This is a genomic window from Psychroserpens sp., from assembly GCF_034670085.1.
Classification (GTDB): Bacteria; Bacteroidota; Bacteroidia; order Flavobacteriales; family Flavobacteriaceae; genus Psychroserpens.
Genome location: NZ_JAXMOD010000002.1, coordinates 180,870 through 204,052 on the forward strand (window position 1 = coordinate 180,870; position 23,183 = coordinate 204,052).

At 32.3% G+C, this 23,183-nt stretch carries 20 protein-coding genes; 3 read left to right on the forward strand and 17 right to left on the reverse strand.

The window, feature by feature from the left end:
• Positions 1-35: 35 nt before the first annotated feature.
• The 14 genes from coaE to VOI25_RS04650 form a co-directional block, all read right to left on the reverse strand.
• The gene (coaE, locus tag VOI25_RS04585) at positions 36-635 is read right to left on the reverse strand and encodes a dephospho-CoA kinase (protein WP_323787813.1); all 600 of its coding nucleotides are present in this window, start codon (positions 633-635) and stop codon (positions 36-38) included.
• Entirely contained in the window at positions 632-1,600 is a 969-nt protein-coding gene (locus tag VOI25_RS04590) for a CdaR family protein (RefSeq protein WP_323787815.1), read from the reverse strand. Before VOI25_RS04590 ends, coaE begins: the two co-directional genes overlap by 4 nt.
• On the reverse strand, positions 1,590-2,603 hold the full coding sequence (locus tag VOI25_RS04595; RefSeq protein ID WP_323787817.1) for a glycosyltransferase: 1,014 nt from the start codon (positions 2,601-2,603) through the stop codon (positions 1,590-1,592). The genes VOI25_RS04590 and VOI25_RS04595 overlap by 11 nt, the downstream gene beginning before the upstream one ends.
• Before the next feature lie 72 nt (positions 2,604-2,675).
• Entirely contained in the window at positions 2,676-4,565 is a 1,890-nt protein-coding gene (locus tag VOI25_RS04600; protein ID WP_323787818.1) for a T9SS-dependent choice-of-anchor J family protein, read from the reverse strand.
• 143 nt (positions 4,566-4,708) lie between these two features.
• Positions 4,709-6,454 carry an FG-GAP-like repeat-containing protein gene (locus VOI25_RS04605; RefSeq protein WP_323787819.1) on the reverse strand — a complete coding sequence of 582 codons (1,746 nt, stop codon included), beginning with the start codon at positions 6,452-6,454 and terminating at the stop codon, positions 4,709-4,711.
• Between the two features lie 132 nt (positions 6,455-6,586).
• Positions 6,587-9,607 carry a T9SS type A sorting domain-containing protein gene (locus tag VOI25_RS04610; protein WP_323787820.1) on the reverse strand — a complete coding sequence of 1,007 codons (3,021 nt, stop codon included), beginning with the start codon at positions 9,605-9,607 and terminating at the stop codon, positions 6,587-6,589.
• Between the two features lie 188 nt (positions 9,608-9,795).
• Positions 9,796-10,608 (reverse strand): enoyl-ACP reductase FabI, encoded by an 813-nt coding sequence (locus VOI25_RS04615; RefSeq protein WP_323787822.1) that lies wholly within the window; start codon positions 10,606-10,608, stop codon positions 9,796-9,798.
• A gap of 123 nt (positions 10,609-10,731) precedes the next feature.
• Positions 10,732-12,384 (reverse strand): DNA repair protein RecN, encoded by a 1,653-nt coding sequence (gene recN / locus VOI25_RS04620; protein WP_323787823.1) that lies wholly within the window; start codon positions 12,382-12,384, stop codon positions 10,732-10,734.
• A gap of 94 nt (positions 12,385-12,478) precedes the next feature.
• Positions 12,479-13,366, reverse strand: coding sequence for a DUF4835 family protein (locus tag VOI25_RS04625; protein WP_323787824.1), 888 nt, complete (start codon positions 13,364-13,366; stop codon positions 12,479-12,481).
• Positions 13,359-14,570, reverse strand: a complete 1,212-nt coding sequence (gene coaBC / locus VOI25_RS04630; RefSeq protein WP_323787825.1) for a bifunctional phosphopantothenoylcysteine decarboxylase/phosphopantothenate--cysteine ligase CoaBC — start codon at positions 14,568-14,570, stop codon at positions 13,359-13,361. Before coaBC ends, VOI25_RS04625 begins: the two co-directional genes overlap by 8 nt.
• Positions 14,571-14,575: 5 nt before the next feature.
• Positions 14,576-14,908 carry a DNA-directed RNA polymerase subunit omega gene (locus VOI25_RS04635; protein WP_323787826.1) on the reverse strand — a complete coding sequence of 111 codons (333 nt, stop codon included), beginning with the start codon at positions 14,906-14,908 and terminating at the stop codon, positions 14,576-14,578.
• A gap of 10 nt (positions 14,909-14,918) precedes the next feature.
• A complete protein-coding gene (locus tag VOI25_RS04640; protein WP_323787827.1) occupies positions 14,919-15,734 on the reverse strand; it encodes an outer membrane protein assembly factor BamD in 816 nt (271 codons plus the stop codon).
• A 123-nt stretch (positions 15,735-15,857) separates the two neighbouring features.
• Positions 15,858-16,736, reverse strand: coding sequence for a 4-hydroxy-tetrahydrodipicolinate synthase (gene dapA, locus VOI25_RS04645; RefSeq protein ID WP_323787829.1), 879 nt, complete (start codon positions 16,734-16,736; stop codon positions 15,858-15,860).
• Positions 16,736-17,254: a DUF6913 domain-containing protein gene (locus VOI25_RS04650; RefSeq protein WP_323787830.1), complete on the reverse strand. Its 519-nt coding sequence runs from the start codon at positions 17,252-17,254 to the stop codon at positions 16,736-16,738. The genes dapA and VOI25_RS04650 overlap by 1 nt, the downstream gene beginning before the upstream one ends.
• A 72-nt stretch (positions 17,255-17,326) precedes the next feature.
• Here VOI25_RS04650 and VOI25_RS04655 point away from each other — a divergent pair, with 72 nt between their 5' ends.
• On the forward strand, positions 17,327-18,082 hold the full coding sequence (locus VOI25_RS04655) for a 5'-nucleotidase C-terminal domain-containing protein (RefSeq protein ID WP_323787831.1): 756 nt from the start codon (positions 17,327-17,329) through the stop codon (positions 18,080-18,082).
• Between the two features lie 5 nt (positions 18,083-18,087).
• Positions 18,088-18,999: a metallophosphatase gene (locus tag VOI25_RS04660; RefSeq protein ID WP_323787832.1), complete on the forward strand. Its 912-nt coding sequence runs from the start codon at positions 18,088-18,090 to the stop codon at positions 18,997-18,999.
• 2 nt (positions 19,000-19,001) lie between these two features.
• Here the strand turns inward: VOI25_RS04660 and VOI25_RS04665 are convergent, their stop codons facing one another.
• A complete protein-coding gene (locus VOI25_RS04665) occupies positions 19,002-19,775 on the reverse strand; it encodes a hypothetical protein (RefSeq protein ID WP_323787833.1) in 774 nt (257 codons plus the stop codon).
• A gap of 148 nt (positions 19,776-19,923) precedes the next feature.
• Between VOI25_RS04665 and VOI25_RS04670 the strand changes: the two genes are divergently transcribed.
• A complete protein-coding gene (locus VOI25_RS04670) occupies positions 19,924-20,319 on the forward strand; it encodes a DoxX family membrane protein (RefSeq protein WP_323787834.1) in 396 nt (131 codons plus the stop codon).
• On the opposite strand, the gene VOI25_RS04675 is transcribed toward VOI25_RS04670, so the two are convergent.
• Together VOI25_RS04675 and ligA are read right to left on the reverse strand one after the other, a co-directional pair.
• Positions 20,304-21,044: a hypothetical protein gene (locus tag VOI25_RS04675; RefSeq protein ID WP_323787835.1), complete on the reverse strand. Its 741-nt coding sequence runs from the start codon at positions 21,042-21,044 to the stop codon at positions 20,304-20,306. The genes VOI25_RS04670 and VOI25_RS04675 overlap by 16 nt on opposite strands.
• A gap of 97 nt (positions 21,045-21,141) precedes the next feature.
• Positions 21,142-23,136: an NAD-dependent DNA ligase LigA gene (gene ligA, locus VOI25_RS04680; RefSeq protein WP_323787837.1), complete on the reverse strand. Its 1,995-nt coding sequence runs from the start codon at positions 23,134-23,136 to the stop codon at positions 21,142-21,144.
• Positions 23,137-23,183: the final 47 nt, after the last annotated feature.

Below are 23,183 nucleotides of genomic sequence, written 5' to 3' on the forward strand. Positions count from 1 at the left end.
ATGTGCGCTCCTTTAACCTTACATTAACACAAAAGTTAAATTGTAGAATTATCTATGTGTTTCAGGATAGATTGGTGTATTTTCTGAACCTGATTAATGAGTGTACTTTTGTCATTGTTAACTATAACAAAGTCAGATAATTTAGCCTTATCGATATCACTCATTTGATTTTTCATAATCGCTAAAACTTTATCTGGAGTACTTTGATCTCGGCTAATTACACGTTGCAAACGTTTGTCTTTATTGGCAATAACGGAAATAATTAGATCGTATTGTGATTGTAATTGCTGTTCAAAAATAATAGCGACTTCTTTTATTACATAAGGAGAACGTTGTACTTTTAACCAACTGCTAAAATGATCACCAACTTTTGGGTGCACAATAGCATTCATTTTATTCAAATACGTTTTATTATTAAATATTTTATCCGCTATAAAAGGTTTGTTAAGTTCATTGTTAAGATAAGCTTCTTCTCCGAAGAGTTCAATAAGGTCTCGTTTGATTTCGCTGGAGGAATTCATCAAAAGCTTAGCTTCGATATCTGCAATGTAAATTGGGATACCTAAACTTTCAAATAGCTTAGCAACTGTAGTTTTACCACTACCAATACCTCCTGTAAGTCCAACTATGGTCATTCTGTTATGATGTATTCAATTTTATTTTGTTTCATCTTTACGCGCTTTACATTAGTTGGCACTTTTTTAAACATAGGTGTAAAATACGATTTATTTGCATCCTCAATTTCTAAATAATCACATTCAATTTTAAAATCGGACGGTTTAATAGATTTATAATCATTTAAACTTACTTCATAAGATACTTTAATTGTTTTCGGAAAGTAATTGATTTGAATATCTGTTGGAAGGTTATTAATTACAACTGGAATTTCGAGGGTGCCTTCTGTAAATTTTTGAACTTCTGCTGTAACGACAATATCGTTTTGAGATAATTTTAATGTAGAAACTTCTTCTGGCAGTTCGAGACTTATGGTTGTATTGATGTTTTCTTTAATGTTTAATAAGCTTAATTCTGAAGTTTCAACATAATTTATCGCTTTGATTTCTGTATCTGAGCCAATAATTTTAATTGAATCTGGTACCAACACCATACCCTTTAAGGTATCATATCCTGAAGCAAAAGCGATACTGGAATTAAGTTTAATTGGTACTTTTCTAACTGACAATGTGCCAAATGGAAAAAATAAAGTGTCAGGTTGAATTGACTCAATTTCAAAACTATTACCAAATTGACTTTCTACCTTTGACATGGCACGATTAGCTAACCAAACATAGGTGTCATTATAAACATAAGCATCATTTTTCAAATCAATAGGAACCGTTTTATCATAAAAATACGAGCCAAAAAGGTTAAAACCATAAGTAGTTACCCTGACTTTTAATACTGTTTCATCTTTGCTAGTCAAAATTTTGTCCTCAGGAAGGTTAGTGATATTAACACCAACCGTTAGGGTTTCAGTATACTGTTTTGATAACTTACTTAGTACCAATATTACAAATGCTAATAAAAAAAACAAGCCAAAAACATTAAGCTTTTTATTCTTAATGGATCTAATCAAAAAGGATCTTAATTTAGTTAGCATTTTTAAAAAATAGATTAGGATAGTAATTCTTTGGTTCCTTTTTCAATAACTTAATTGCAAAAGTAGACTTTAAAAATCCGAAACCATAACCAAAAAACTGAACAAATATTGCAAAAATTGCTTGCACTGCAATAATGAAATTTTTGGTATGAAACAAAGCCATTACAAATGCAAGTATAACATACGAACTATATATAATTAATAAAAAATAATTACCAAAAACAGCCAAAATAATGGCAAACACAAGCCCTAAACAAAATATGGTCGGTAACCAGAAAATAAAGCGCTCACTTGATGGATGCCACAAATTAAGTATTGGTCTTACTAATCCAAACTTGTGTACTTGCTTATAAAATTTAGACCAAGAGATACGTCGTTTATGATAAACAAAAGCATTACTGAAAAGTTTAGTTTTATAACCTAAGGTAGATAATCTAATTGATAAATCTGGATCTTCACCTGGATGAATACTCCTAAATCCTTTAGACGCTTCAAAAGCCGCTTTAGAAATGCCCATATTAAAACTTCTTGGTTGGAATTTTTTATTCTTTGTTTTTGAACCTCTAATGCCACCAGTAGTTATAAAAGACGTCATTGCAAAATTAATTGCTTTTTGCAAATTTGTAAAGGATTCGTCAGCAGCATCTGGACCTCCAAAACAATCTACATACTCCTTTTCAAGTTCATTATTTACAACATTTAAATACTGAGGAGGCAATAAACAATCAGAATCTAAAATAATGAAGTAATTACCTTTTGCTTTTTTCATCCCAAAGTTTCTAGAATCACCAGGTCCAGAATTAGGTTTGCTGTAGTATGACATATTCAACTGAGAGTCAAAATTCTTTACAACTGCTTTAGAATCTATTGTAGAGCCATCTTCAATAATCACAATTTCAAATGAGATATTGCCTTCAATTTCCACAAAGCTTTGCAATAGCTCTTTAATCTCTTCCGGCCTATTAAAGACAGGGACAATAAATGAATAATGTAGTGCATCCATACAACACAAAGGTAAATAAACAAAACACAAAAGCCACCTTAAAGGTGGCTTTTGAAATAATATTTATAAAGCTTATTGCTTTAAAATCCTTACTGTTTCAGTAACATTATTGATAGTTACTTGAACGAAGTAAGCACCTTGGCTTAATCCATTCATATCTAAGTTACTATTTAAAGTATTAGGTGTAGCTCTAAGAACTTCTTGACCTAACATATTAAATACTGATACATTTTGAATCGTATTTTGAGCTCTTAATGACAACTCATTCTTCACTGGATTAGGGAAGTAAGAAAATGCATTTTCATTCTCAAAAGAATTAAGAGATAATGAAGCATCAGAAAGCGTAATATCAATTGTACCTTCTTCTGAACCATTATTCCATAATTGAATATAATATGTGTTTCCACCTGTTAAGCCAGTTAAACTTGCACCAGCTGTAGCAACAGTACTACAACTTAACTCCGTTAAAGCTCCACAAGTACCTTCATATACAGCTAAATGAGAAGCTGTAGCAGTACCTAAAGAAGTCACAATATCAACTTCTCCACTTGCAGGTGCTACAAACGTAAACCATAAATCTGCAATACTTTGGAATAAATCACAACTAGGTTGAGTAGCATTAACAACTGCACACGTATTGTCCTGTGTCGTTGGAGATCCGTCAACTGTTAATCCTGTTGCACTAGCACAATCTTGATTTGCTTGAGCAGGAGAACAAGAAGCTGCGCATGTAATAGTCATAGTGAAGTCACCAACACTATTAAAATTAAATCCTTCTACAGCAATATAATACGTATCTGTACCATTAGCAGTAAACGTTAATTCACTTTGTACACTAAAAGCACCACAAGCAGCATCATTATCATCATTACCAGCAACTAGAGTTAAATTACCAGTAGTTCCTGTATAAATTAATAAAGATGTATCATAAGTAGAACCACATAAACTAACGGTAACATCAGCTGCACCTTCAGTAGCACTATCATAACTAAACCATACATTTTGCGCATCCATATCAGCACCAAAACCATCAGGAGCATCATCTTCATCTAAAGTTGCAGAAGCTGTACTTCCTGTTAAACCTGTAGTAGTACAATCTATAGCAATTGCATTAGCAAAATCGTCATTTGCAGGTACTGGTGGAGGACAAGCATCTACTGTGCTTCCTAAATTAACATCACAAGCACTGTCAGAATCATGTAATAATGATACATTAACCGCTGTTCCAGCTGGGAAAGGACCCAATGTTACTGTAGTTGGTACGCTCGTTACATCTACATCTGGTTCTCCACCATCATTTGTAACCGTCACTGTTGTAGAATCTCCTAAGTCTGTAACTTCAACATCAATGCTAAATTCAAAACTAGGGCAATCTTCAACTAAAGTAGCTGTTCCTATAGCAGGAGTACATGTTAATGCATCTCTTACTAAAACATCATCAATCCACCACTCAGCAGCAAAAGTTCCTAAGTAATGAAAAGCTACATAAACCTGAGTTCCAGTTGATGGAATAGCATATGGTCCGTTTTGAACCCAAACATCTTCAGTTCCAATAGTAGCATTTAGTGAATTCCATGTTGCTAAAGCAGGATCTCCAGAACCTGTATAATCATCTGACCACAAAACTTCTTGAGTCGCTGCAAAACCAGCAAAATTAACATTGTCAAAATAAAGTAATTCTGGACTAGCCGCTGTAGATAAATCAAATGCAGGCGAAATTAACCATCTGTCGTGGTCTTCACCATTATTAAAATCATCAAAAAATGCAGCTCTTGTTGGTGAATTAGCACGAGTTGCATCTTCAGCCCATGCGTCTCCATTATCTGCAAGCGCAGTACCTACTGCATCAATCCATCCTGTTGGAGGAAATGTTCCACTTTCAAAATCTTCATCTACGTATTGTGCATTTGAATTAAATGAACATACTAAAGCAAAAATCATTAATAAAGTAATTTTTTTCATATTAAAATAAGTATTAGTTAATAAAGTAAATTTGTCGTTAAATGTATTGATTATCTGTTAAATAAGTAATACAGAAAGTCCCTAATCATCAAAAATATAAAAATAATCGGTTAACAGCAAAAATAATCGACAAAGCGTTAAGTTTAGTTTTTTATTAATTTTTGATAATTTATGCCGTTACCTGTTTGAATTACCAAAATATAATGCCCCAATTCCAAATTGGAAACATTAATTTTTGTTGAAGTCACATGATTTAAAAAAGATTTAGATAAAACAGTTTGCCCAATAGTATTTATCAGCTTCAAATGCTTAATAGGTTTCGAATGTTCAATGAATACATTATCTGAAACAGGGTTAGGATATATTTTAGCCTCTAAAGATGAATAGGTTTCAGTTGCTAAGGTTCCTCCTTCCATTACATCTAGAATTTGATTTGCATTAACGTTTACATATACATCTTCAATTCCGCTTAGCCATTTCACTTTTACATAATCAATAACTGAATTATCTGCTAAACCGAAAAACTCAGTATTAGAATTTTGAGATAGATAACCTTCACCTGCGACAGTATATCTATACTGTTTATTCCCGTTTATTGATATTTCTATAAAAGAACCTATACCATCTTTATTCGACACTGTTCCTTCTAGTTTTACCTTGAGCCAATTATTATTACTATTAACACTACAATTATTTTCCCATAAAAACATATTTGCAGCTTCGTTATTCACAATAATATCTGGATAGCCATCATTATTAATATCTCCAATAGCATTGGAATAACTTTCTTCTACATCACTTATAAATCCAGCATTACTAGGAATTACATAATTATTAGTGCCATCATTTTCGTAAAAGGCGGAAGGCAAATACAAGGAATCATCGAGCATTCCGCTGACATAAAGATCTAAATTCATGTCGTTATCGGCATCCAAAAAAACGGCTCCCCAAGCAATACTATTAAAATCTGTTCCATTTGATATAGCGACATTGGTGAAAGTCCCGTCTGCATTATTTCTTAAAAACACGTTTCCAATTTCTGCTTCAGGAATCTCAGGGAATTCATAATTTGTATTGGTAATATATATATCTAACCAACCATCATTATTATAATCGCCTATTGTGGTTGACATTGCTTCCATTAGTGCATCTGCTCCAGTTTGAACACTTACATCAGTAAAAGTGCCATCTCCATTATTATGATACAGAATGTTTGTAGTAACAATTCTATCATTCGCGATATAAATATCTTGCCAACCATCATTATTATAATCAAAGAAACTGGCACAGAACGAAAGATGTCCAACATTAGAAATACCTGCTGTATTGCTAACATTTGTAAACGTCCCATTACCATTATTTTGATAGAGTCTATTGCTTTCAATTCCCGAACGGTAAGTGAGAAAAACATCTAAAAACCCATCATTATTATAATCTCCCCAAGAAGCACCAAAGTTCTTTTCATTACTTGTAAAAATTCCTGATGATAATGTAACATCTGTAAAATTAAAATTACCATCATTATTATAAAGCTTACTTGGAGCAATATATGATGAAACATAAAGATCTTTATCACCATCATTATCGTAATCTATCCAAATCACTTGCTTATACTCGTAATTAAAGTCGGTAATACTTGGAAAGAATTCTGTAAAAGAACCCATATTATTTTTAAAAAATCTAATAGGACTTCCTGCTCCTGTTGCTAAAGTAACATCATCCCAACCATCATTATCAAAATCACAAAACGAAATTCCACCACCAACAAAGCCAATACCATAAGAAGCGTTTAAGCCATGTACATTTGATGTTTCATCAAAGCTTATTTGGGATTGAATAACACTTGAAAGCAATAATAAGCAACTAACAGTTAAGTATTTTTTATTCATGATTTAATTTCTATTGAAAGTAAATTTAATTAAAAAAGATTAGGTACACTTCATGTTTAATTTTTTCTAAATCACATTAGAGCAAAAAAAAGCCACCTGAAAGGTGGCTTTTACCATTACTAAAAAAATAATCTATTGTTTAATAATTCTAATCGTTTCAGTAGAATCATTAATTGTAACTTTAACAAAATATGCACCTTGGTTTAAGGTATTCATATCTAAATTACTCTCTATAGTATTAGGAGTTGCTCTAAGAACCTCTTGTCCTAACATATTGATTACTGATACATTTTGAATCACATTTCTCGACTTTAATGTTAATAAATTCTTTACAGGATTAGGGAAATATGCAAACGCGTTTTCGTTTTCAAATGAATCAAGAGATAAAGTCGCATTGTAAGCAGAAATAGCAAAAGGCTCGTTTTCATCTCCACCATACTCCCAAACTCTAATATAAATTGTTTCTCCAGAATTTAATCCAGTTAAATCTAGTATCGAGAAGTTAAAAGTTGCTGCATCATCATCATCGCATTCAATTAAATTTAAAGATCCACATACTCCTGAATATGCTTCAATCACTGAATCAAATGCTGTATCTCCAGTAGCTGAATCAGGACCTGTCTCAATTGTAATATTCCCATCTGCAGGCACTACAACTGAGTACCACACTCCAGGACCATTTACTCCACAATTATTAGTTTCAGAAGCCAGTGTAGCTCCTATAACAGATCCATCCACTGGATTTGCAGCGAAGTCAACTCCTGGTGTTAGTGGAATAGCTCCACTGCAATCATCGTTTGATGGAGCTGGTGGCAATGTTGAAAATGCAAATGGGCCAACCCAATCACTAGTTTCTCCTCCACAATCTGCTTGCACATAATATTCATAATCTGTTTCAGTTGTAAGTCCGGTAAGTGCATAAGGATTTGTACTAACTGGAGCTAAGGTAGTTCCAGAACCTTGCATGAAGCCAGGAACTCCATATTCAATATTCCATTCCGTTGAAGTTCCATTTTCGTCCCAACTTAAATCAGCCGTAGTTTCTGTAAAATTATTAGCATCTAAATTTGAAGGTGCAGGACATGTAGTACATGTTGCACTAATTTGGAATACCAATCCAGGATCTCCATTAATCCAATTTCCTATTTGAATAAAATATTCAGTTCCTGAATTCGCTAGGAAGGCTACTGAAGTTGGATTTCCTCCAAGATCATCAACTGAAGCTACACAAGTTCCAAGTGTGAAACCACCACAAGTGCCATCAGTACTTTCATAAACACCTATTTGCCCTTCTTGAACAGAAGCATCAACGGTAATCGTAATTTCAGTATCATTTCCAGAAATTTGATACCATACATCATCTCCAATTGTTCCATTACAAGACGTCGCACTTCCTCCAGTTGCTTGAATTGTGGTTTGACCAGTTAATACATCATCACAAGCAATAGGAGTTGCATTTTCACATAAATCATTACTTGGTGGTGGTGGATTAGTAACGGTTAATTCTCCAGACACGAAGTTTGTTCCATCCCAAAAATTCCCATCTGAACCACCAGGATTTATACCTCCATATGTAAACGGTCCACCATCAATTGAATAACGACTAACGTAATAGTACACTCCTTCTGTTCTTCCAGAACCAATTTCTGCAAAATATTCATCGTTGTTGGTAGCTGGACCACTAACATTATATTCAGCTAAAATCCATGTCCAATCACCTGAAGTAAAATCTGCTGTGGTTGTAGCATCTGTTTCACTAACACCAATCCAAGCTACAATACCAGCTCCTTGAGCACCTTGTGGTTCTGTAACTCCAGACTCAAAGACTTGTGTAAAAACATCAAAGTTTTGTCCAGTCTCTATATTACCTTCAAATGGAAATTGTAAATTACAGAAATCTACTGTGTTGTCTGATGGCGTACTTGCATTAATAAAAAGAGAACCTGTTGTAGCTGTTTGTGTTGAAGTGACATTAAAATTATCGGCTCCAAAAGCCATATTAAAAGCTCCAGCTGCAATATAGTATGTTCCTGCTGGAAGTGCATCTATAGTTATAGTACTCAAGGCATCAGTTCCATCATCATCATCATTTTCTATTAAAAATCCATTAGAGTCATAAAGGCCTATTTCAGTGTCAAAATCACCTCCTTCAGTATCTACGGTAAGTTCAAAACAACCTCCATCATAATCTAGCTGAGCCCAATAAATATCTTTAACACTTGCATCATATAACCCATCATTAAAAGAATCTACGTCTAAACAGCCATTTATAGTTAAAATTGCATCTACTCCTGGTATTGTAGGACAAGTAAAAGTAGTATCAGCAAGTGTGAAATCACAAGCGGTATCACTATGTTCAATGGTTAAGGAAACATTAGTTCCACTAGCATAAGGTCCAACTATGTTACTTCCAGCTGCAATAGCAAATGTCGTTGTGCCATCATTGATAAAAGTTGCATCACCAACACTATCGACATCTACATCTAATTGAAATTGCCCATTCCCACAATCATTAACAATTGCAGTCCCATTAACTACAGCTTGAGCACAAGTAAGAGGAGCTGCTGAAGTAATTGTTGGTGAATTTAAACAAAATCCATATTCCCAAGCAGCGCCATTTGGATCATCATCAAATAGTATTCTATATTGAAATCCAGATTGTTGTAAAGCCGTAAAGCTAGCAATATCTAATTCCACGGTTGTATATGAAACCGGAGTTCCTGCACAAAAATCATCGGTTAGAGTAAAATCATTACCAGGCATTGACTCTGGTTCCCAATTTACCCAAGCAACTGCATCTGCATCAAAATACTGAAATCTCAGAAATTCCTCGACAGAAAACTTTCTATACACATAATCTACATTTACGGTTAACAAGGTTTCACCTGCTCCAAAAGCAGCTGTTAAATCAATTACTGGAGATTCTGCAGCAATACTGTCATCACTACCATTTCCAGCATCATCGTCATCATAAGCAAAATTAGCATCTACGGTAGGGTCTGCTTCTAAAGCTCCTGCAGCTACGCTATAAGTACCTGTTAATAGCCAATCAACACTTGGCCAATTCGCTGATTCGTTTAGGACTTGCGCACTTAAATTTGAACCTATCAAAAGTGTTAACGCAAAACATAAACCTAAAGTAATTTTTTTCATATTTGAGTTAGTTTTAGTTATTAATTGCATTAAATTAATCATATTAAAAATGAATGTAGAACCCTTCTTTAGCAAATCGATTAAATGTCAAAAACACAGACAAAATACATATTTACACTACATTTTTTCAAATAAAAAAGCCACTTAATTTAGTCTTAAGTGGCTTTTATTAAATGTGAATTTTTTATCTATTCAACAAATTTATCCATAACAGCATCACTTACTCCCATATTACTGAAACCTCCATCATTAAACAAGTTTTGAAGTGTTACTCGTTTTGTCAAATCACTAAATAATGTAATGGTATAATTAGCACAATCCATTGCAGTAGCATTACCTAATGGCGACATTTTTTCGGCATAAGAAATAAAACCATCAAAACCTTTTACACCTTGTCCAGCTGTTGTTGGAGTTGGCGATTGTGAAATGGTATTCACTCGTACTTTTTTATCTCTTCCAAAGAAATAACCAAAACTACGTGCTATGCTTTCTAAATAGGCTTTATTATCTGCCATATCATTATAATCTGGAAACACACGTTGCGCTGCCATATATGTTAATGCAACAATACTTCCCCATTCATTCATGGCATCGGCTTTATAAAGTGTTTGCATTACCTTATGAAAGGACATTGCAGATACATCTGTTCCTTTTTGGGTCCAATCGTATTTTTGATCTGTATAAGGTCTTCCTTTTCTAACATTAACTGACATCCCAATTGAATGCAATACAAAATCAATTTTTCCGCCAAGGATTTCCATTGATTGTTCTACAAGGTTTTGCAAATCTTCTTCAGAGGTCGCATCAGCAGGAATAATTTGAGAACCTGTTTTTTCAGCTAATTCATTTATTTGTCCCATTCGCATAGCTATTGGAGCATTTGTTAATACAAATGTTCCTCCTTCTTCATGAACACGTTCAGCAGTTTTCCAAGCGATAGAATTTTCATCTAATGCTCCAAAAATGATTCCTTTTTTTCCCTTTAATAAATTGTATGACATATTACTATTATTTAGTCGTTAGTTGTAAAGCTATTAAGCGTTTGCTTTTATTAATCAAATGAATTTTAATACATGTTTCAAAGTTAAGAAAACTTTAATCTTTATACTTTATACTTTGTTTTTTTAATTCAGTAATTCTTTTGCATGCGCAATTGCAGAGGTTGATACGTCTACTCCACCTAACATTTGAGCAATCTCAACAATTCGATCATTAGGACTTAATTGTTTGAGTTGTGTCTGTGTCACATTATTTACATCTTCTTTGAACACTTTAAAATGGGTATCACCTTTAGCTGCAATCTGTGGTAAATGTGTAATTGTAAATACTTGCATAGACTTACTCATTTGTTGCATTATTGTCGCCATTTTATTTGAAATTTCACCAGAAACACCAGTGTCAATCTCATCAAACATTATGGTTGGTAAGTGCATATATTTTGATAGAATTGACTTTATAGCCAACATAATTCTAGATAATTCTCCACCTGAAGCCGATTTTTTAAGTTCATTAAATTGTCCTCCTTTATTGGCTGAAAACAAGAATTGAAGTTCATCCCTTCCGTTATTCAAAAATGAATTTGTAGGAACTAATTGGATATTAAACTTAGCATTCGCCATTCCAAGCGTGGCTAAAATGGATTCTAACTGAGATACTAATTTAGGAATAATGGCAGTTCTATTGCTATGAATGGATTCTGCTTCTGAAATTAATTTTAATTCAAGAGCATTAATCTCATCCTCTTTTTTTGATATAAAAGCATCTAGGTTTTCAGTTTCAAAAACCTTGGAATTTAACTCTTCTTTTATTTCAAGTAATTCTTCAATACTAGATACAGTATGCTTTTGCAACAAATTATTAATTATTTGAAGCTTAGCATTTACCTGTTCTAATCGATTAGGATCTGCTTCCAATTGCTCTTGAAGATTTTCGATTTCTGAAAACACATCATCTAATTCTATTAAACTGCTTTGTATTCGACTAAAAATAGAATGGTATTGATTTGAATAACCTGAAAGCTTAGAAAATTGATGTTTTAGTTCAGTTAGGTTAGAAATAATTCCAATATCTTCATTGCTCATTAAATCATTAGACAAAGACAATTTTTCCTTTATTTCTTCTACATTATTAAGCGTGTCATATTCAGTTTCCAACGTTTCTAATTCACCAGAAATCAATTTAGCACCTTCGAGTTCATTCAACAAAAACGAATTATAATCTAACTCTTTTATTGCTACACTTTTTTTATCCTGAAGTTCTAGAAGTTCGCCTTTTAAACGTTTAAATTCTTTTAATACAACACTATAATTTATTAAGATCTTTTCATTATTTGCTAGCGCATCGATAACCTGAAATTGGAAATTATCATTTGTAAGTTGCAAGGTTTGATGCTGAGAATGTATATCTAGCAAACGCTCTCCTAATACCTGTAAACTGTTTAAGTTAACTGGAGTATCATTAATGAAGGCTCTAGATTTACCAGATGGTAAAATCTCTCTTCTAATTATTGTTTGAGTTTCGTAGTCTAAATCTTCTGATTTAAAAATGGACTTTAAATTATACTTAGCTATATCAAAAGTAGCTTCAATGATGCATTTTTTCGACTTATCCTTTACATTACTTAAGTCTGCTCGTTTCCCTAAAATAAGTGACAATCCTCCTAAAAGAATTGATTTACCTGCTCCAGTTTCTCCAGTAATAATTGTAAGTCCAGTGTTAAAACTTACATTTAATTCGTCGATAAGAGCGTAATTTTTTATGGCTAAATTCGTGAGCATATTACAAGTTAAATGGCATCTAATAAACTACTTTTTGCATCTTAGTTTTGAAGTGCAATTATTAAAGTTAAAAATAAGGATAAAAACGTAAACTCTAGAAATTAATATTACGCCATTTTGAAGCATGCATTGGAGCAATTTTAGTTAATGTAGAAACCAAATCTGAGATATTGACTGTTGGTCCACCACTGAAAACATCTTCAATTTCTTCTGCTTTTGCATCAAAAAATACACGTAGCAAATACGAATTTGGTCGTCTGCTATTCATTTGCTTTAAAGCTCCTATACTTTTTGCAATGGCCAACTTTCCTTCTTTTGTGTCTTTACTCATTTGATCTAGACCACTTCTATGATATTCATAAAGAACATCTCTAAATTCTTTATAAGTATCAGATAATACGTTATCGATAAGAATAAAGCGGGATTGATTGCCATCTTCAAGTTTCCAACCACTAAAATTTCCTTGTTGAGAATAATTTGAAATCACTTGAGCTTGTGTATAGTATTCTGCGCCTCCTTTAGGAGAAAAGGTATCTGCATCCATTCCTAAAATCATATAGACGTGAAATGCTAAAACTGAAATTAAATTAGACTCAAACTGATTCTCATTATACACCATGTTTTGAAATTCTAAATACTGAAAATCAAAATCCTTATCATTATAGTTATAAACTGGAGTGCTGTATGATGAGCCATAAACTGGTCTTACAGATTGCACTTGTATAGACCCGTTAAAAATATCATTTGTATAATCATTTACATTAATGACCATACTACAATTGATACGCTCTTGTGGCTTAAACGTTTTATTAGTCCAAGTTGTATTATTTATAAATTCTTTTAGTTGTCGTTCAAGAGTTTTAAAAACCTGAACGTTTTCATTTCCAGTCAGTTGAGCATTTACTATGACTTCACAATTAAGTTCTTGTGAATATGATTGAAATGAAAATGTAAATAGTAAAAAATAAATAAATTTACGCATGCTGTTGTTTAATAATTTGTTGCATTAAATCCTGAGCAACTTCTGTTTTAGATTTGAGCTCGTGTTCTATGACCTCTTCGGTATCTGTTATAAAAGTAACTTTATTTGTTGAACCACCAAAACCAGCTCCTTTATCGTTTAGAGAATTTAATACAATAAGGTTTAAATTTTTAGCTTTCAACTTCCCTTTTGCATTATCAAGTTCATTGTTAGTTTCTAGTGCAAATCCAACTAAAAATTGATTGTTTTTAATCGCACCTAACGACTTTAAAATGTCTTTTGTTTTCTCCAACTCAATACTAAACGTTGAAACAGCCTTTTTTATTTTTTTATCTGAAACATTTTTTGGCCTATAATCTGCTACAGCTGCTGAGAGAATAGCAATATCTACCGAATTAAAATGTAAATGTGCAGCGTCATACATTTCAGAAGCGCTTGTAACATGCGTCACATCTATTAAGCTATGTGATACTTTTTGCTGTGTAGGTCCAGAAATAAGAATCACCTCTGCTCCTAAATTTGATGCTGCTTTCGCAATTTCAAATCCCATTTTACCACTAGAATGATTACCAATAAAACGAACTGGATCAATTGCTTCGTAAGTTGGTCCAGCAGTAATTAATATCTTTTTACCACGTAACGGAAGTTGCTCTAAAACATCATTTTCAATAAACGAAATTATATCTTCAGGTTCAGCCATTCGACCTTCTCCTACTAAACCACTAGCTAATTCACCAGAAGTGGCTGGAATCATAACATTCCCAAAAGATTTTAATTTTTCAAAAGACGCTAAAGTCGATGGATGCTTATACATGTCTAAATCCATTGCTGGTGCAAAATATACTGGACATTTAGCTGAAAGATATGTTGCAAGCAATAAATTATCACAAGTACCATTTGCCATCTTAGACATTGTATTTGCTGTTGCTGGAGCAATAACAAACAGATCTGCCCAAAGACCTAGTTCGACATGATTATTCCACATGTCATTGTCATCATCGTCATTAGTAAACGAAGAATGCACTGGATTTTTAGATAAAGTTGAAAGTGTTAAAGGTGTAATGAAGTCTTTAGAAGCAGGTGTCATAACGACCTTTACGTTAGCACCTGCTTTTATAAATAACCTAACTAGGCTGGCTGTTTTGTAAGCAGCAATACCAGCAGTAATGCCTAAAAGTATATTTTTGCCGCTTAATATAGACATCCTAATTATTCCTGAATGTCGTCATCAGTATTTCTATAGTAGATTTTATCATCTAACCATTCTTGTACTGCTAACGCATGTGGTTTTGGTAATTTTTCGTAGAATTTAGACACTTCAATTTGCTCTTTATTTTCAAAGATTTCTTCAAGACTATCATTATAAGTCGCAAATTCTTCTAGCTTATCTACTAATTCTCTTCTGATATCAGTATTAATTTGTTCAGCTCTTTTAGAAATTACTGAAATTGCTTCATAGATATTATCTGTTGTCGCATCGATAATATTTCTATCATACGTTAACGTTGATACAGGAGCATTCGTTTTCTTTAAATCTGTCATAATATTATGATTAACTTTTGGTATTGAATTGTTGTAATTGGGTTTGCATTTCCTCATTCATTTTAGCTACTTCATCAGTTCTTTCAGAATTAGGATAATATTTTATAAACGTATTATAATAGCCCATAGCTATTGCTAGTCTTTGTTCTTTTTTGTTTCTAATACTATTAATGGCTAATTTAAATGAAGAATCCAAGCGATAAAACATGGCTTCTTCTCTAAAGCTAGTTCCAGGAAATTCAATTAAAAAATTATCAAAAGCCTTAATAGCAGCTTCATAATCTGATGATTCAAAATAAGCAATTTTATTATACTGCTTTGCGATTTCAAAAGCTTTCTTTTCTAATTTAAAATCTAATTCATTTATTAGCTTATTTGTTTCAGCTAAATATTCAGAATCTGGATATCTATTAATAAATAATTGTAATTTTTCAAGTGCTTCAATAGTTTCTCCTTGCTCTTTTGAATATACAGGAGATAACATATAATAACTCTTGGCAGACAAAAATGCAGCTTCTTCTGCTTTATCACTTTTTGGATAACCATCTGTAAATCGTTCAAAATGGTATCCAGAAATATGATAATCCTCCATTTGGTAAGACGACATCGCACTCATAAACATTAATCGTTCTGCTTGAGGCTTACCTCTGTATTTAGGTATGACTTGTTTAAACAGTTTTTCAGCTTTCGAAAATTTACCAGCTTCAAATAGTTTTGTAGCCATATCTACTTTGGTCTTTAAATCTTCAGATTTCAAGGCTTTTTGGTACTCACTACATGATGATAGTGTGATGGCTAATAAAAGGATGTAAACAAATTTCTTCATAAATAAAAAACAGGTTGCAAAAGTACGTATTTCTAACGTATAATAAAAACTAATATTTGTTGCTAAAGTAAACGTTGAAAACAGACCGTAAGTATGTTTAAGTATATTTTAACTTTTTAAGAATCAATTGAGTCCTTGAAGTTCTTTTTTAATAGCTTTTTTCAATGTTTCTGTAGCCTGAACTAATGGCAATCTTACATTCGGTTTAGCCAAATCAAGAACGTCTAATACAGCTTTAATTCCTGCTGGATTATTTTCTGAAAAAATTAAACTAGTAATCTCCATTAATTTAAAGTGAATCGCATACGCTTCTTTCGCCTGTCCTTCTAACCCCAAACGAATCATTTTAGAAAATTGTTTAGGTAAAGCTTGACCAATGACTGAAATTACTCCAGCACCACCAGCTAATACAACACCTAGTACCAAATCATCATCTCCAGAAATGATTAAGAAATTATCCGGTTTATCTCTCAATAGTTTTAAATACTGATGCACATTATTTCCAGCTTCTTTTACAGCAATAATATTATTGAAATCAGAAGCTAAACGCAACGTTGTTTCAGGAGACATGTTTGAAGATGTTCTGCCAGGCACATTATACATAATTATATCAACAGGACAAGCTTGAGAAATAACTTTAAAATGTTGATAAATGCCTTCCTGAGTAGGTTTACTATAATATGGAGATACCGATAATATTGCGTCTATCTCACTTAAATCGGTTGAATTAATTTCATTTATTACCTCAGCCGTATTATTCCCTCCAATACCTAAAACTAAAGGAACTCGTCCATTATTTGCTTTAATAATTGTCGCTGTAATCTCTTTCTTTTCATCTTTAGTTATGGTAACACTTTCACCTGTAGTGCCCGAAATAACTATATAATCTGTACCATTTTCAATATTATAATTTACTAAATGAGTTAATGCAGAATAATCTACAGATAGATCATCATTAAATGGTGTTATTATAGCGATTCCTGTGCCTTGAAATTTTGTCATTATATTTTGTTTAATACGTGTAAATATTTGGTCAATTCACTAATAAAAAGTTCAATTTGTTTTGTTTTGACATTTATCATTAAATCGTACATTCGTTTATCTTCTTGTGATAATCCTACTTTAAAATTTGCATTTGAAGCTGCAGTTATTAGCTTTAATTCTAAACTATCATTGGTGTAATAACTAATTAGCACATCAAATTTAGTATCGATAAAAGATTGTAAATCAACATTTTTAATTTTGCCTTTCCATCCAAAATCTTTTGGATTAAAGTAAGTGTCCCAAAGCGGATTAGCATCTTTAGCATCTTCAACAAACGCTATTATTTTAATTTTAGATTGAGAAATTCCAAGTTGATTAAAATAATTTCTAAAAGCATCAAAATCTGAAAACTCATTCATATTCAAAATAACACCAACAGATTTCATCTTCATATTACTAACAGCAACTTGACGTGCATTTAGTAATTTGTTAATATATTTTTGATTGGAATTTGCCTTAAATGCCTTTAAAATCATTTATATTTATGCTTTGTACAAATGTAGTAAAAAAGTAACTGCATGTTTTGTTAACGATTGCATAAATCCCTTATGAAAAACATCTTTTTTTTAACATGCTTATCCCTAATTCTGTTTTCGTCTTGCAAGTCAAATCATCTTTATAAAATTGAAGGACGACAAATAGCAATTACAGATAGTTTAAAGGCAGATCAATCTATTGAAGATTATATAGAACCATACAGGATTCAGATTAACACAAGTCTTGATAGTGTAATTTCTTACGCCAAAGACACCTATTCAAAACGAGATGGTCACTTAAATACTGCAATAGGAAATATGATGGCAGATGCTGTTTACGAACAATCTAATCCAGTTTTCAAATCAAGAACAGGACATGATATTGATTTTGTATTACTTAATCATGGTGGTATTCGTTCTATTATTTCTAAAGGAGCTATTTCAACACGAACGGCTTATAGTGTGATGCCTTTTGAAAATTCTGTTGTAGTTGTAGATATGAAAGGAGATAAAGTACAAGAATTAGTAAATTACTTAGTTAAGGAGCAACGTGCACATCCCATTCATGGCCTACAAATTATTCTAGATCAAAATTTAGAATTAAAATCGGCAACAATTGGTGGCGAAAATATAGATCCAAGTAAAACGTATCATGTAGCAACAAATGATTATTTATATAATGGAGGTGATCGGATGACCTTTTTTAAACCGAATGAAAAACTACATGATCTTAATTATAAAATTAGAAATGTGCTTATCGATTATTTTACTAAAAAAGATACCATTGCTCCTGTTATAGATGATCGATTTATTCAAATAAAACAATAAGCCAAATGAAAAGAAGAGATTTTATTCAGAAAACAACGGCAGCTTCCGCTTTAATTGGACTTGGAGGATTTGGCTTATCATCTTTTGCTTCTTCTGTAAAGAAAATAACAATTCTACATACCAACGATGTACACAGTCATATTGATCCTTTTGGTCCAGATGATGGTCGAAATCCAAATAAAGGAGGTGTGGCTAGACGTGCTAGTTTAATTACTTCAATACGAGAAGACAATCCCAACACCTTATTATTAGATGCTGGAGACATTTTTCAAGGCACACCTTATTTTAATTATTATGGCGGAGAATTAGAGTTTAAATTAATGAGCATGCTTAAGTATGATGTGGCCACTATTGGTAATCATGATTTTGATAATGGCATTGACGGCTTGTACGCACAATTACCTCATGCTGATTTTGACTTTGTATCTGCGAATTATGATTTTTCGAATACGGTTATGGATACGCATGTGAAACCGTATAAAATAATAGTAAAAGACGGGATTAAAATTGGAATTTTCGGTCTTGGTGTTGAACTACAAGGATTGGTAAGTGAAAATTTGTACAAAGAAACAGTATATAATAATCCTATCGAATCTGCTCAAGATATGAGTCGAATTTTGAAAGAAGACGAACACTGTGATCTTATTATTTGTTTGTCACATTTAGGTTATGATTACAGTAATATTCCAGGAAAAATAGGTGATTTAAGACTTGCTGAAGCTACAAAAGACATCGATTTGATTATTGGAGGTCATACGCATACATTTTTAGATAAGCCAACTATAGTGAAAAATATAGTAGGTAAAAACACCTTAGTTAATCAAGTAGGTTGCTTTGGAATTAATTTAGGTAAAATCGACTTTTATTTTGATTCAAACAAAAACAAATCTGCCAACGGAACATCTATTATTGTATAACATTATTCTACACTCATATCTCTTAATTGCTGAGTAGTTGTCACAAAATAATCACTTAGATTCATTTTCTTCTCATTATTTTTTAACGTATGAAAGTCATAAACATACTTGTAAAGTAAAAACAAAGCACTAATGTGTAATGTTCTTTCAAAGACTTCAAATAACCAAAAATAAATATATAGGTTGTTTATATAATGTAAAACATCAGAAAATACAAAGCAGAAAACCATTAATAAAAATGTAATGGATTGTCCAGTTTCTTTGCTGAGATAAACCGCAAAAGAGAAATACATTAACGCAATTAAAGTTATTCCGTGACATACATAAAGTACTAAATTCACTTCGTCTACAAAATTCTCTTTGGCAACTTCGAATAGTACATATAAAAAATAAGAATTTAATAAAAGGACAAGTATTAGATATACAGATACTAAACTATCAAATTTAATTTTCTTGAGCTTACCCAATAAAATAAAAATCAGCAGTAAGTAACCACCAATATACATACTCTTAGAAAGTTTTAGCATGATTTCACCAAAACTAAATACAGCAAAAGCATCACCAATAAAGAATACAAGGAACGTAGTTAGAAATACATTTGCCATTTTGTTTAATTGGCAAAAATAGAAGGTCATTAAAATGGTAACTGTTATAAGTTTAACCGTTTTTGGTACCATTATAGAATCAAAATAAGTTGCTACTGCAGAGCACAAAACGATGACCGTAAGTACGATGACCATAATCAAATTTGGCGAAAATTTGTGGGCTTTTTTCATAATATTTCCAATAAGTAGGTAGGCAAATATATAAAAAATATTACACTTAAACGATAAATTTATACTTTTTATCGATTTTTTTAATGATTTCAGCCTGAATTAGAAGTTTTCAAGGAATATTACGTCTAAACATAAAACCACTTTTGACATGAAAAAATATTTTCCATTAGTACTAAGAATTATTGTCGCTATAATTTTGATTCAAACTTTAAGATTCAAGTTTACTGCACATCCCGATAGTGTTTATATTTTCACGCAAGTTGGATTAGAACCTTTTGGAAGAATAGGCATAGGAATTGCAGAACTTATTGCTGGCCTTTTATTACTTTTTAGGAAGACGGCATGGGCTGGAGCAGTATTAACCTTAGGAATTATAGGAGGCGCAATTATGATGCATCTCACCCAATTAGGTGTCGAAATAAATGGTGATGGAGGTGTTCTATTTATAACAGCTGTAGTAACGTTTATACTTTCTGGAATTATACTTTATATATATAGGAAAGATCTTCCTATAATTGGAAAACGATTTCAGCCTTCAACATGAATATCCTGCTGGTTGTAATCAACAATTTCTCTATGTTGCAAACATGACTGTAAGTAAAAGAAAATAAAAGCAAAAACTAAAAACATAGAACATAAAACATTAAGCAAATTAAAGTCTGCTATGTAAAAATATGCGAGTTGTATGATTTCTGAAAACATGATACAAATAGCACCAATTAATAAATTCATTGATTTCTTATCATCTCTATACATATAATTTATAAGTGCCATGGCCATTAAAAGCATCACTACCGAATTATAAAGCAACTCTAGGTAATATTCATTATACGAAAAATCTTTTTTTGTAGTATCCGAAACGAAATACACAAAAAATAAACCTAAAATAAAGAGTAAACATATCTGAAATGGAAATTTCAAAAATACCTTTTTGATGTTCATTGAAACAGCAATTCGAGCTATTAAAAATAGATATGATATAATATAAAGTGAATTACCTATATAATAAAAATAGTCTATATCTGGCGTAATATCAAAGTTTATGGTCCACGTGATATAATTTAGAATTTCAGATATAGCGAAGAACACCAAAAATAATAAGAACAAAGGATGCTTATTTTTTTTCCTTATAACATACAGAAACGTTAGTAAGACGACTGCTAAAGCCCTTACTCCTGCAGCCTCAATTTCGAGGCCTTTGAACTGGAGTCCAAGAAAAAATATACTAAGAGCTAAAATGAGTGCTCCTAAAAACTTTCCTATCTGCATATTATTATCTAATTATTAATAAGCAAATATAAAAATATCATCCGATTAAACGTTTAAAATCTTATTTAATCGATGAAATACATTTAAAAGTAGGAATTTACTTAATTAATAATAAAAACTCACTTTCTGATACAATAGGAATATGAAGTGATTCAGCCTTTGTACGTTTACTTGGTCCCATTTTATCACCTGCAACCAAATAATTAGTTTTAGAGGAAATTGAAGATGACACTTTTCCGCCATTGTCTTCAATTAGTTTTTTTAGTTCAGTTCTTGACACCGTTTCAAATACTCCAGAGACGACTATTGATAAGCCTTTTAGTTTGTCTGTTTGATTGGCTAACTTTTCTGCAGATAATTCTAGTTGAAGTCCATTTGCTTTTAATTTATTAATGAAATTCATATTCTCTTCAGAAGAAAAGAACTCGATAACACTCTGTGCAATGCGTTCTCCTATTTCATCTACAGCAACTAAATCGCCATTTGAAGCTTGAGCAATAGCATCTATACTTTTATAATGCCTAGCCAGCTTCTTCGCTACAGTTTCACCTACATATCGAATTCCTAGTGCAAACAACACACGTTCAAATGGTACTTGCTTTGATGCTTCAATTCCATTAATAAGGTTTTCAGCACTTTTTTCAGCCATTCGTTCTAAAGGCAATACATCTTCTTTAGTCAAAGCGTACAAGTCTGAATAATTAGAAATCAAGCCTTCATTAACTAACAAGGCAACCGTTTCTCCACCTAAACCTTCGATATCCATTGCTTTTCTTGAAATATAATGCTGAATTCTACCAATAATTTGCGGATTACAACCATTGTAATTCGGACAATAATGTTTTGCATCTCCTTCTTGTCGGACTAATTCGGTCTGACATTCCGGACAATGTGTTATGTATTGTGTTGGTTTTGAATTTTCTGGTCGCTGACTTAAATCCACTGCAATAATCTTCGGAATGATCTCACCTCCTTTTTCAACATAGACTTCATCACCTTTTCTAATATCTAACTTTTCAATTTGATCTGCATTATGCAAGGATGCACGTTTTACAGTTGTACCAGCTAATTCTACTGGTTCTAAATTAGCTACTGGTGTAATCGCTCCAGTTCGACCAACTTGATAGGTTATTTCATTTAATCGTGTCGAGACTTGTTCAGCTTTAAACTTGTAAGCCATTGCCCAACGAGGCGCTTTTGCAGTGTAACCTAATTCTTCTTGTTGTTGCAAACTATTCACTTTAATAACAACTCCATCCGTTTCATAAGGTAAATTATGTCGATGTACATCCCAATAGTCTACAAACTCTAAAACCTCATCAACAGACCTAGCAAGCTTTGCTGCTTCTGGCACTTTGAAACCCATTTGTCTAGCCTTATCCAAGCTTTCAAATTGCGTTGAAAACCCCAAATTTCTGCCAATAATACTATATAACAAGCAATCTAATGGTCGTTTAGCAACTTCAGCGCTGTCTTGTAATTTTAAACTTCCTGATGCTGTATTTCTTGGATTACGGTAAGGCTCCTCTCCTGCCTCAAGTCGTTCTTCATTCATTTTATGAAAGCCTTCAAATGGCAACACGATTTCACCTCTTATATCAAACTTTTCAGGGTAATCACCTTTCAATTGTAATGGCACAGATTTTATGGTTTTGACATTAGCTGTCACATCATCACCTTGTGTTCCATCGCCTCTTGTAACGGCTCTAACTAGACTACCTTTTTCATACGTTAAGCTTATAGAAGCGCCATCATATTTTAACTCACATACAAATTCAACTGTTCCATCTATAATTTTTTCAATCCGTTTTTCCCAGTCTAATAAATCATCTTTTGAATACGAATTATCCAAAGAATACATACGATGTTGATGTGCAACGGTTTCGAAATTCTTAGTAATTTCTCCTCCTACACGTAATGTTGGAGAATTAGGATCATAAAACTCAGGATATTTAGCTTCTAAATCTTGCAACTGTTTAAGTTTCATATCAAACTCAAAGTCAGCAATAGTTGGATTGTCTAAAACATAGTAGTTATAATTATGTTCGCGTAATTCGTTGCGTAGTGATTGGATTTCAGCTTCTATACTCATTAAAAATCGTCGTGAAAAGTTAACTTTTTACCTTATATTTAAAGCAT

Bases quoted from the DNA above. Each gene is read 5' to 3' on its own strand.
- VOI25_RS04610 (WP_323787820.1), bottom strand. From the start codon at position 9,607: ATGAAAAAAATTACTTTAGGTTTATGTTTTGCGTTAACACTTTTGATA.
- VOI25_RS04595 (WP_323787817.1), bottom strand. From the start codon at position 2,603: ATGGATGCACTACATTATTCATTTATTGTCCCTGTCTTTAATAGGCCG.
- coaE (WP_323787813.1), bottom strand. From the start codon at position 635: ATGACCATAGTTGGACTTACAGGAGGTATTGGTAGTGGTAAAACTACA.
- VOI25_RS04605 (WP_323787819.1), bottom strand. From the start codon at position 6,454: ATGAATAAAAAATACTTAACTGTTAGTTGCTTATTATTGCTTTCAAGT.
- VOI25_RS04625 (WP_323787824.1), bottom strand. From the start codon at position 13,366: ATGCGTAAATTTATTTATTTTTTACTATTTACATTTTCATTTCAATCA.
- coaBC (WP_323787825.1), bottom strand. From the start codon at position 14,570: ATGTCTATATTAAGCGGCAAAAATATACTTTTAGGCATTACTGCTGGT.
- VOI25_RS04615 (WP_323787822.1), bottom strand. From the start codon at position 10,608: ATGTCATACAATTTATTAAAGGGAAAAAAAGGAATCATTTTTGGAGCA.
- recN (WP_323787823.1), bottom strand. From the start codon at position 12,384: ATGCTCACGAATTTAGCCATAAAAAATTACGCTCTTATCGACGAATTA.
- VOI25_RS04600 (WP_323787818.1), bottom strand. From the start codon at position 4,565: ATGAAAAAAATTACTTTATTAATGATTTTTGCTTTAGTATGTTCATTT.
- VOI25_RS04590 (WP_323787815.1), bottom strand. From the start codon at position 1,600: ATGCTAACTAAATTAAGATCCTTTTTGATTAGATCCATTAAGAATAAA.
- VOI25_RS04640 (WP_323787827.1), bottom strand. From the start codon at position 15,734: ATGAAGAAATTTGTTTACATCCTTTTATTAGCCATCACACTATCATCA.
- VOI25_RS04635 (WP_323787826.1), bottom strand. From the start codon at position 14,908: ATGACAGATTTAAAGAAAACGAATGCTCCTGTATCAACGTTAACGTAT.
- VOI25_RS04660 (WP_323787832.1), top strand. From the start codon at position 18,088: ATGAAAAGAAGAGATTTTATTCAGAAAACAACGGCAGCTTCCGCTTTA.
- dapA (WP_323787829.1), bottom strand. From the start codon at position 16,736: ATGACAAAATTTCAAGGCACAGGAATCGCTATAATAACACCATTTAAT.
- VOI25_RS04670 (WP_323787834.1), top strand. From the start codon at position 19,924: ATGAAAAAATATTTTCCATTAGTACTAAGAATTATTGTCGCTATAATT.
- VOI25_RS04675 (WP_323787835.1), bottom strand. From the start codon at position 21,044: ATGCAGATAGGAAAGTTTTTAGGAGCACTCATTTTAGCTCTTAGTATA.
- VOI25_RS04665 (WP_323787833.1), bottom strand. From the start codon at position 19,775: ATGAAAAAAGCCCACAAATTTTCGCCAAATTTGATTATGGTCATCGTA.
- VOI25_RS04650 (WP_323787830.1), bottom strand. From the start codon at position 17,254: ATGATTTTAAAGGCATTTAAGGCAAATTCCAATCAAAAATATATTAAC.
- ligA (WP_323787837.1), bottom strand. From the start codon at position 23,136: ATGAGTATAGAAGCTGAAATCCAATCACTACGCAACGAATTACGCGAA.
- VOI25_RS04655 (WP_323787831.1), top strand. From the start codon at position 17,327: ATGAAAAACATCTTTTTTTTAACATGCTTATCCCTAATTCTGTTTTCG.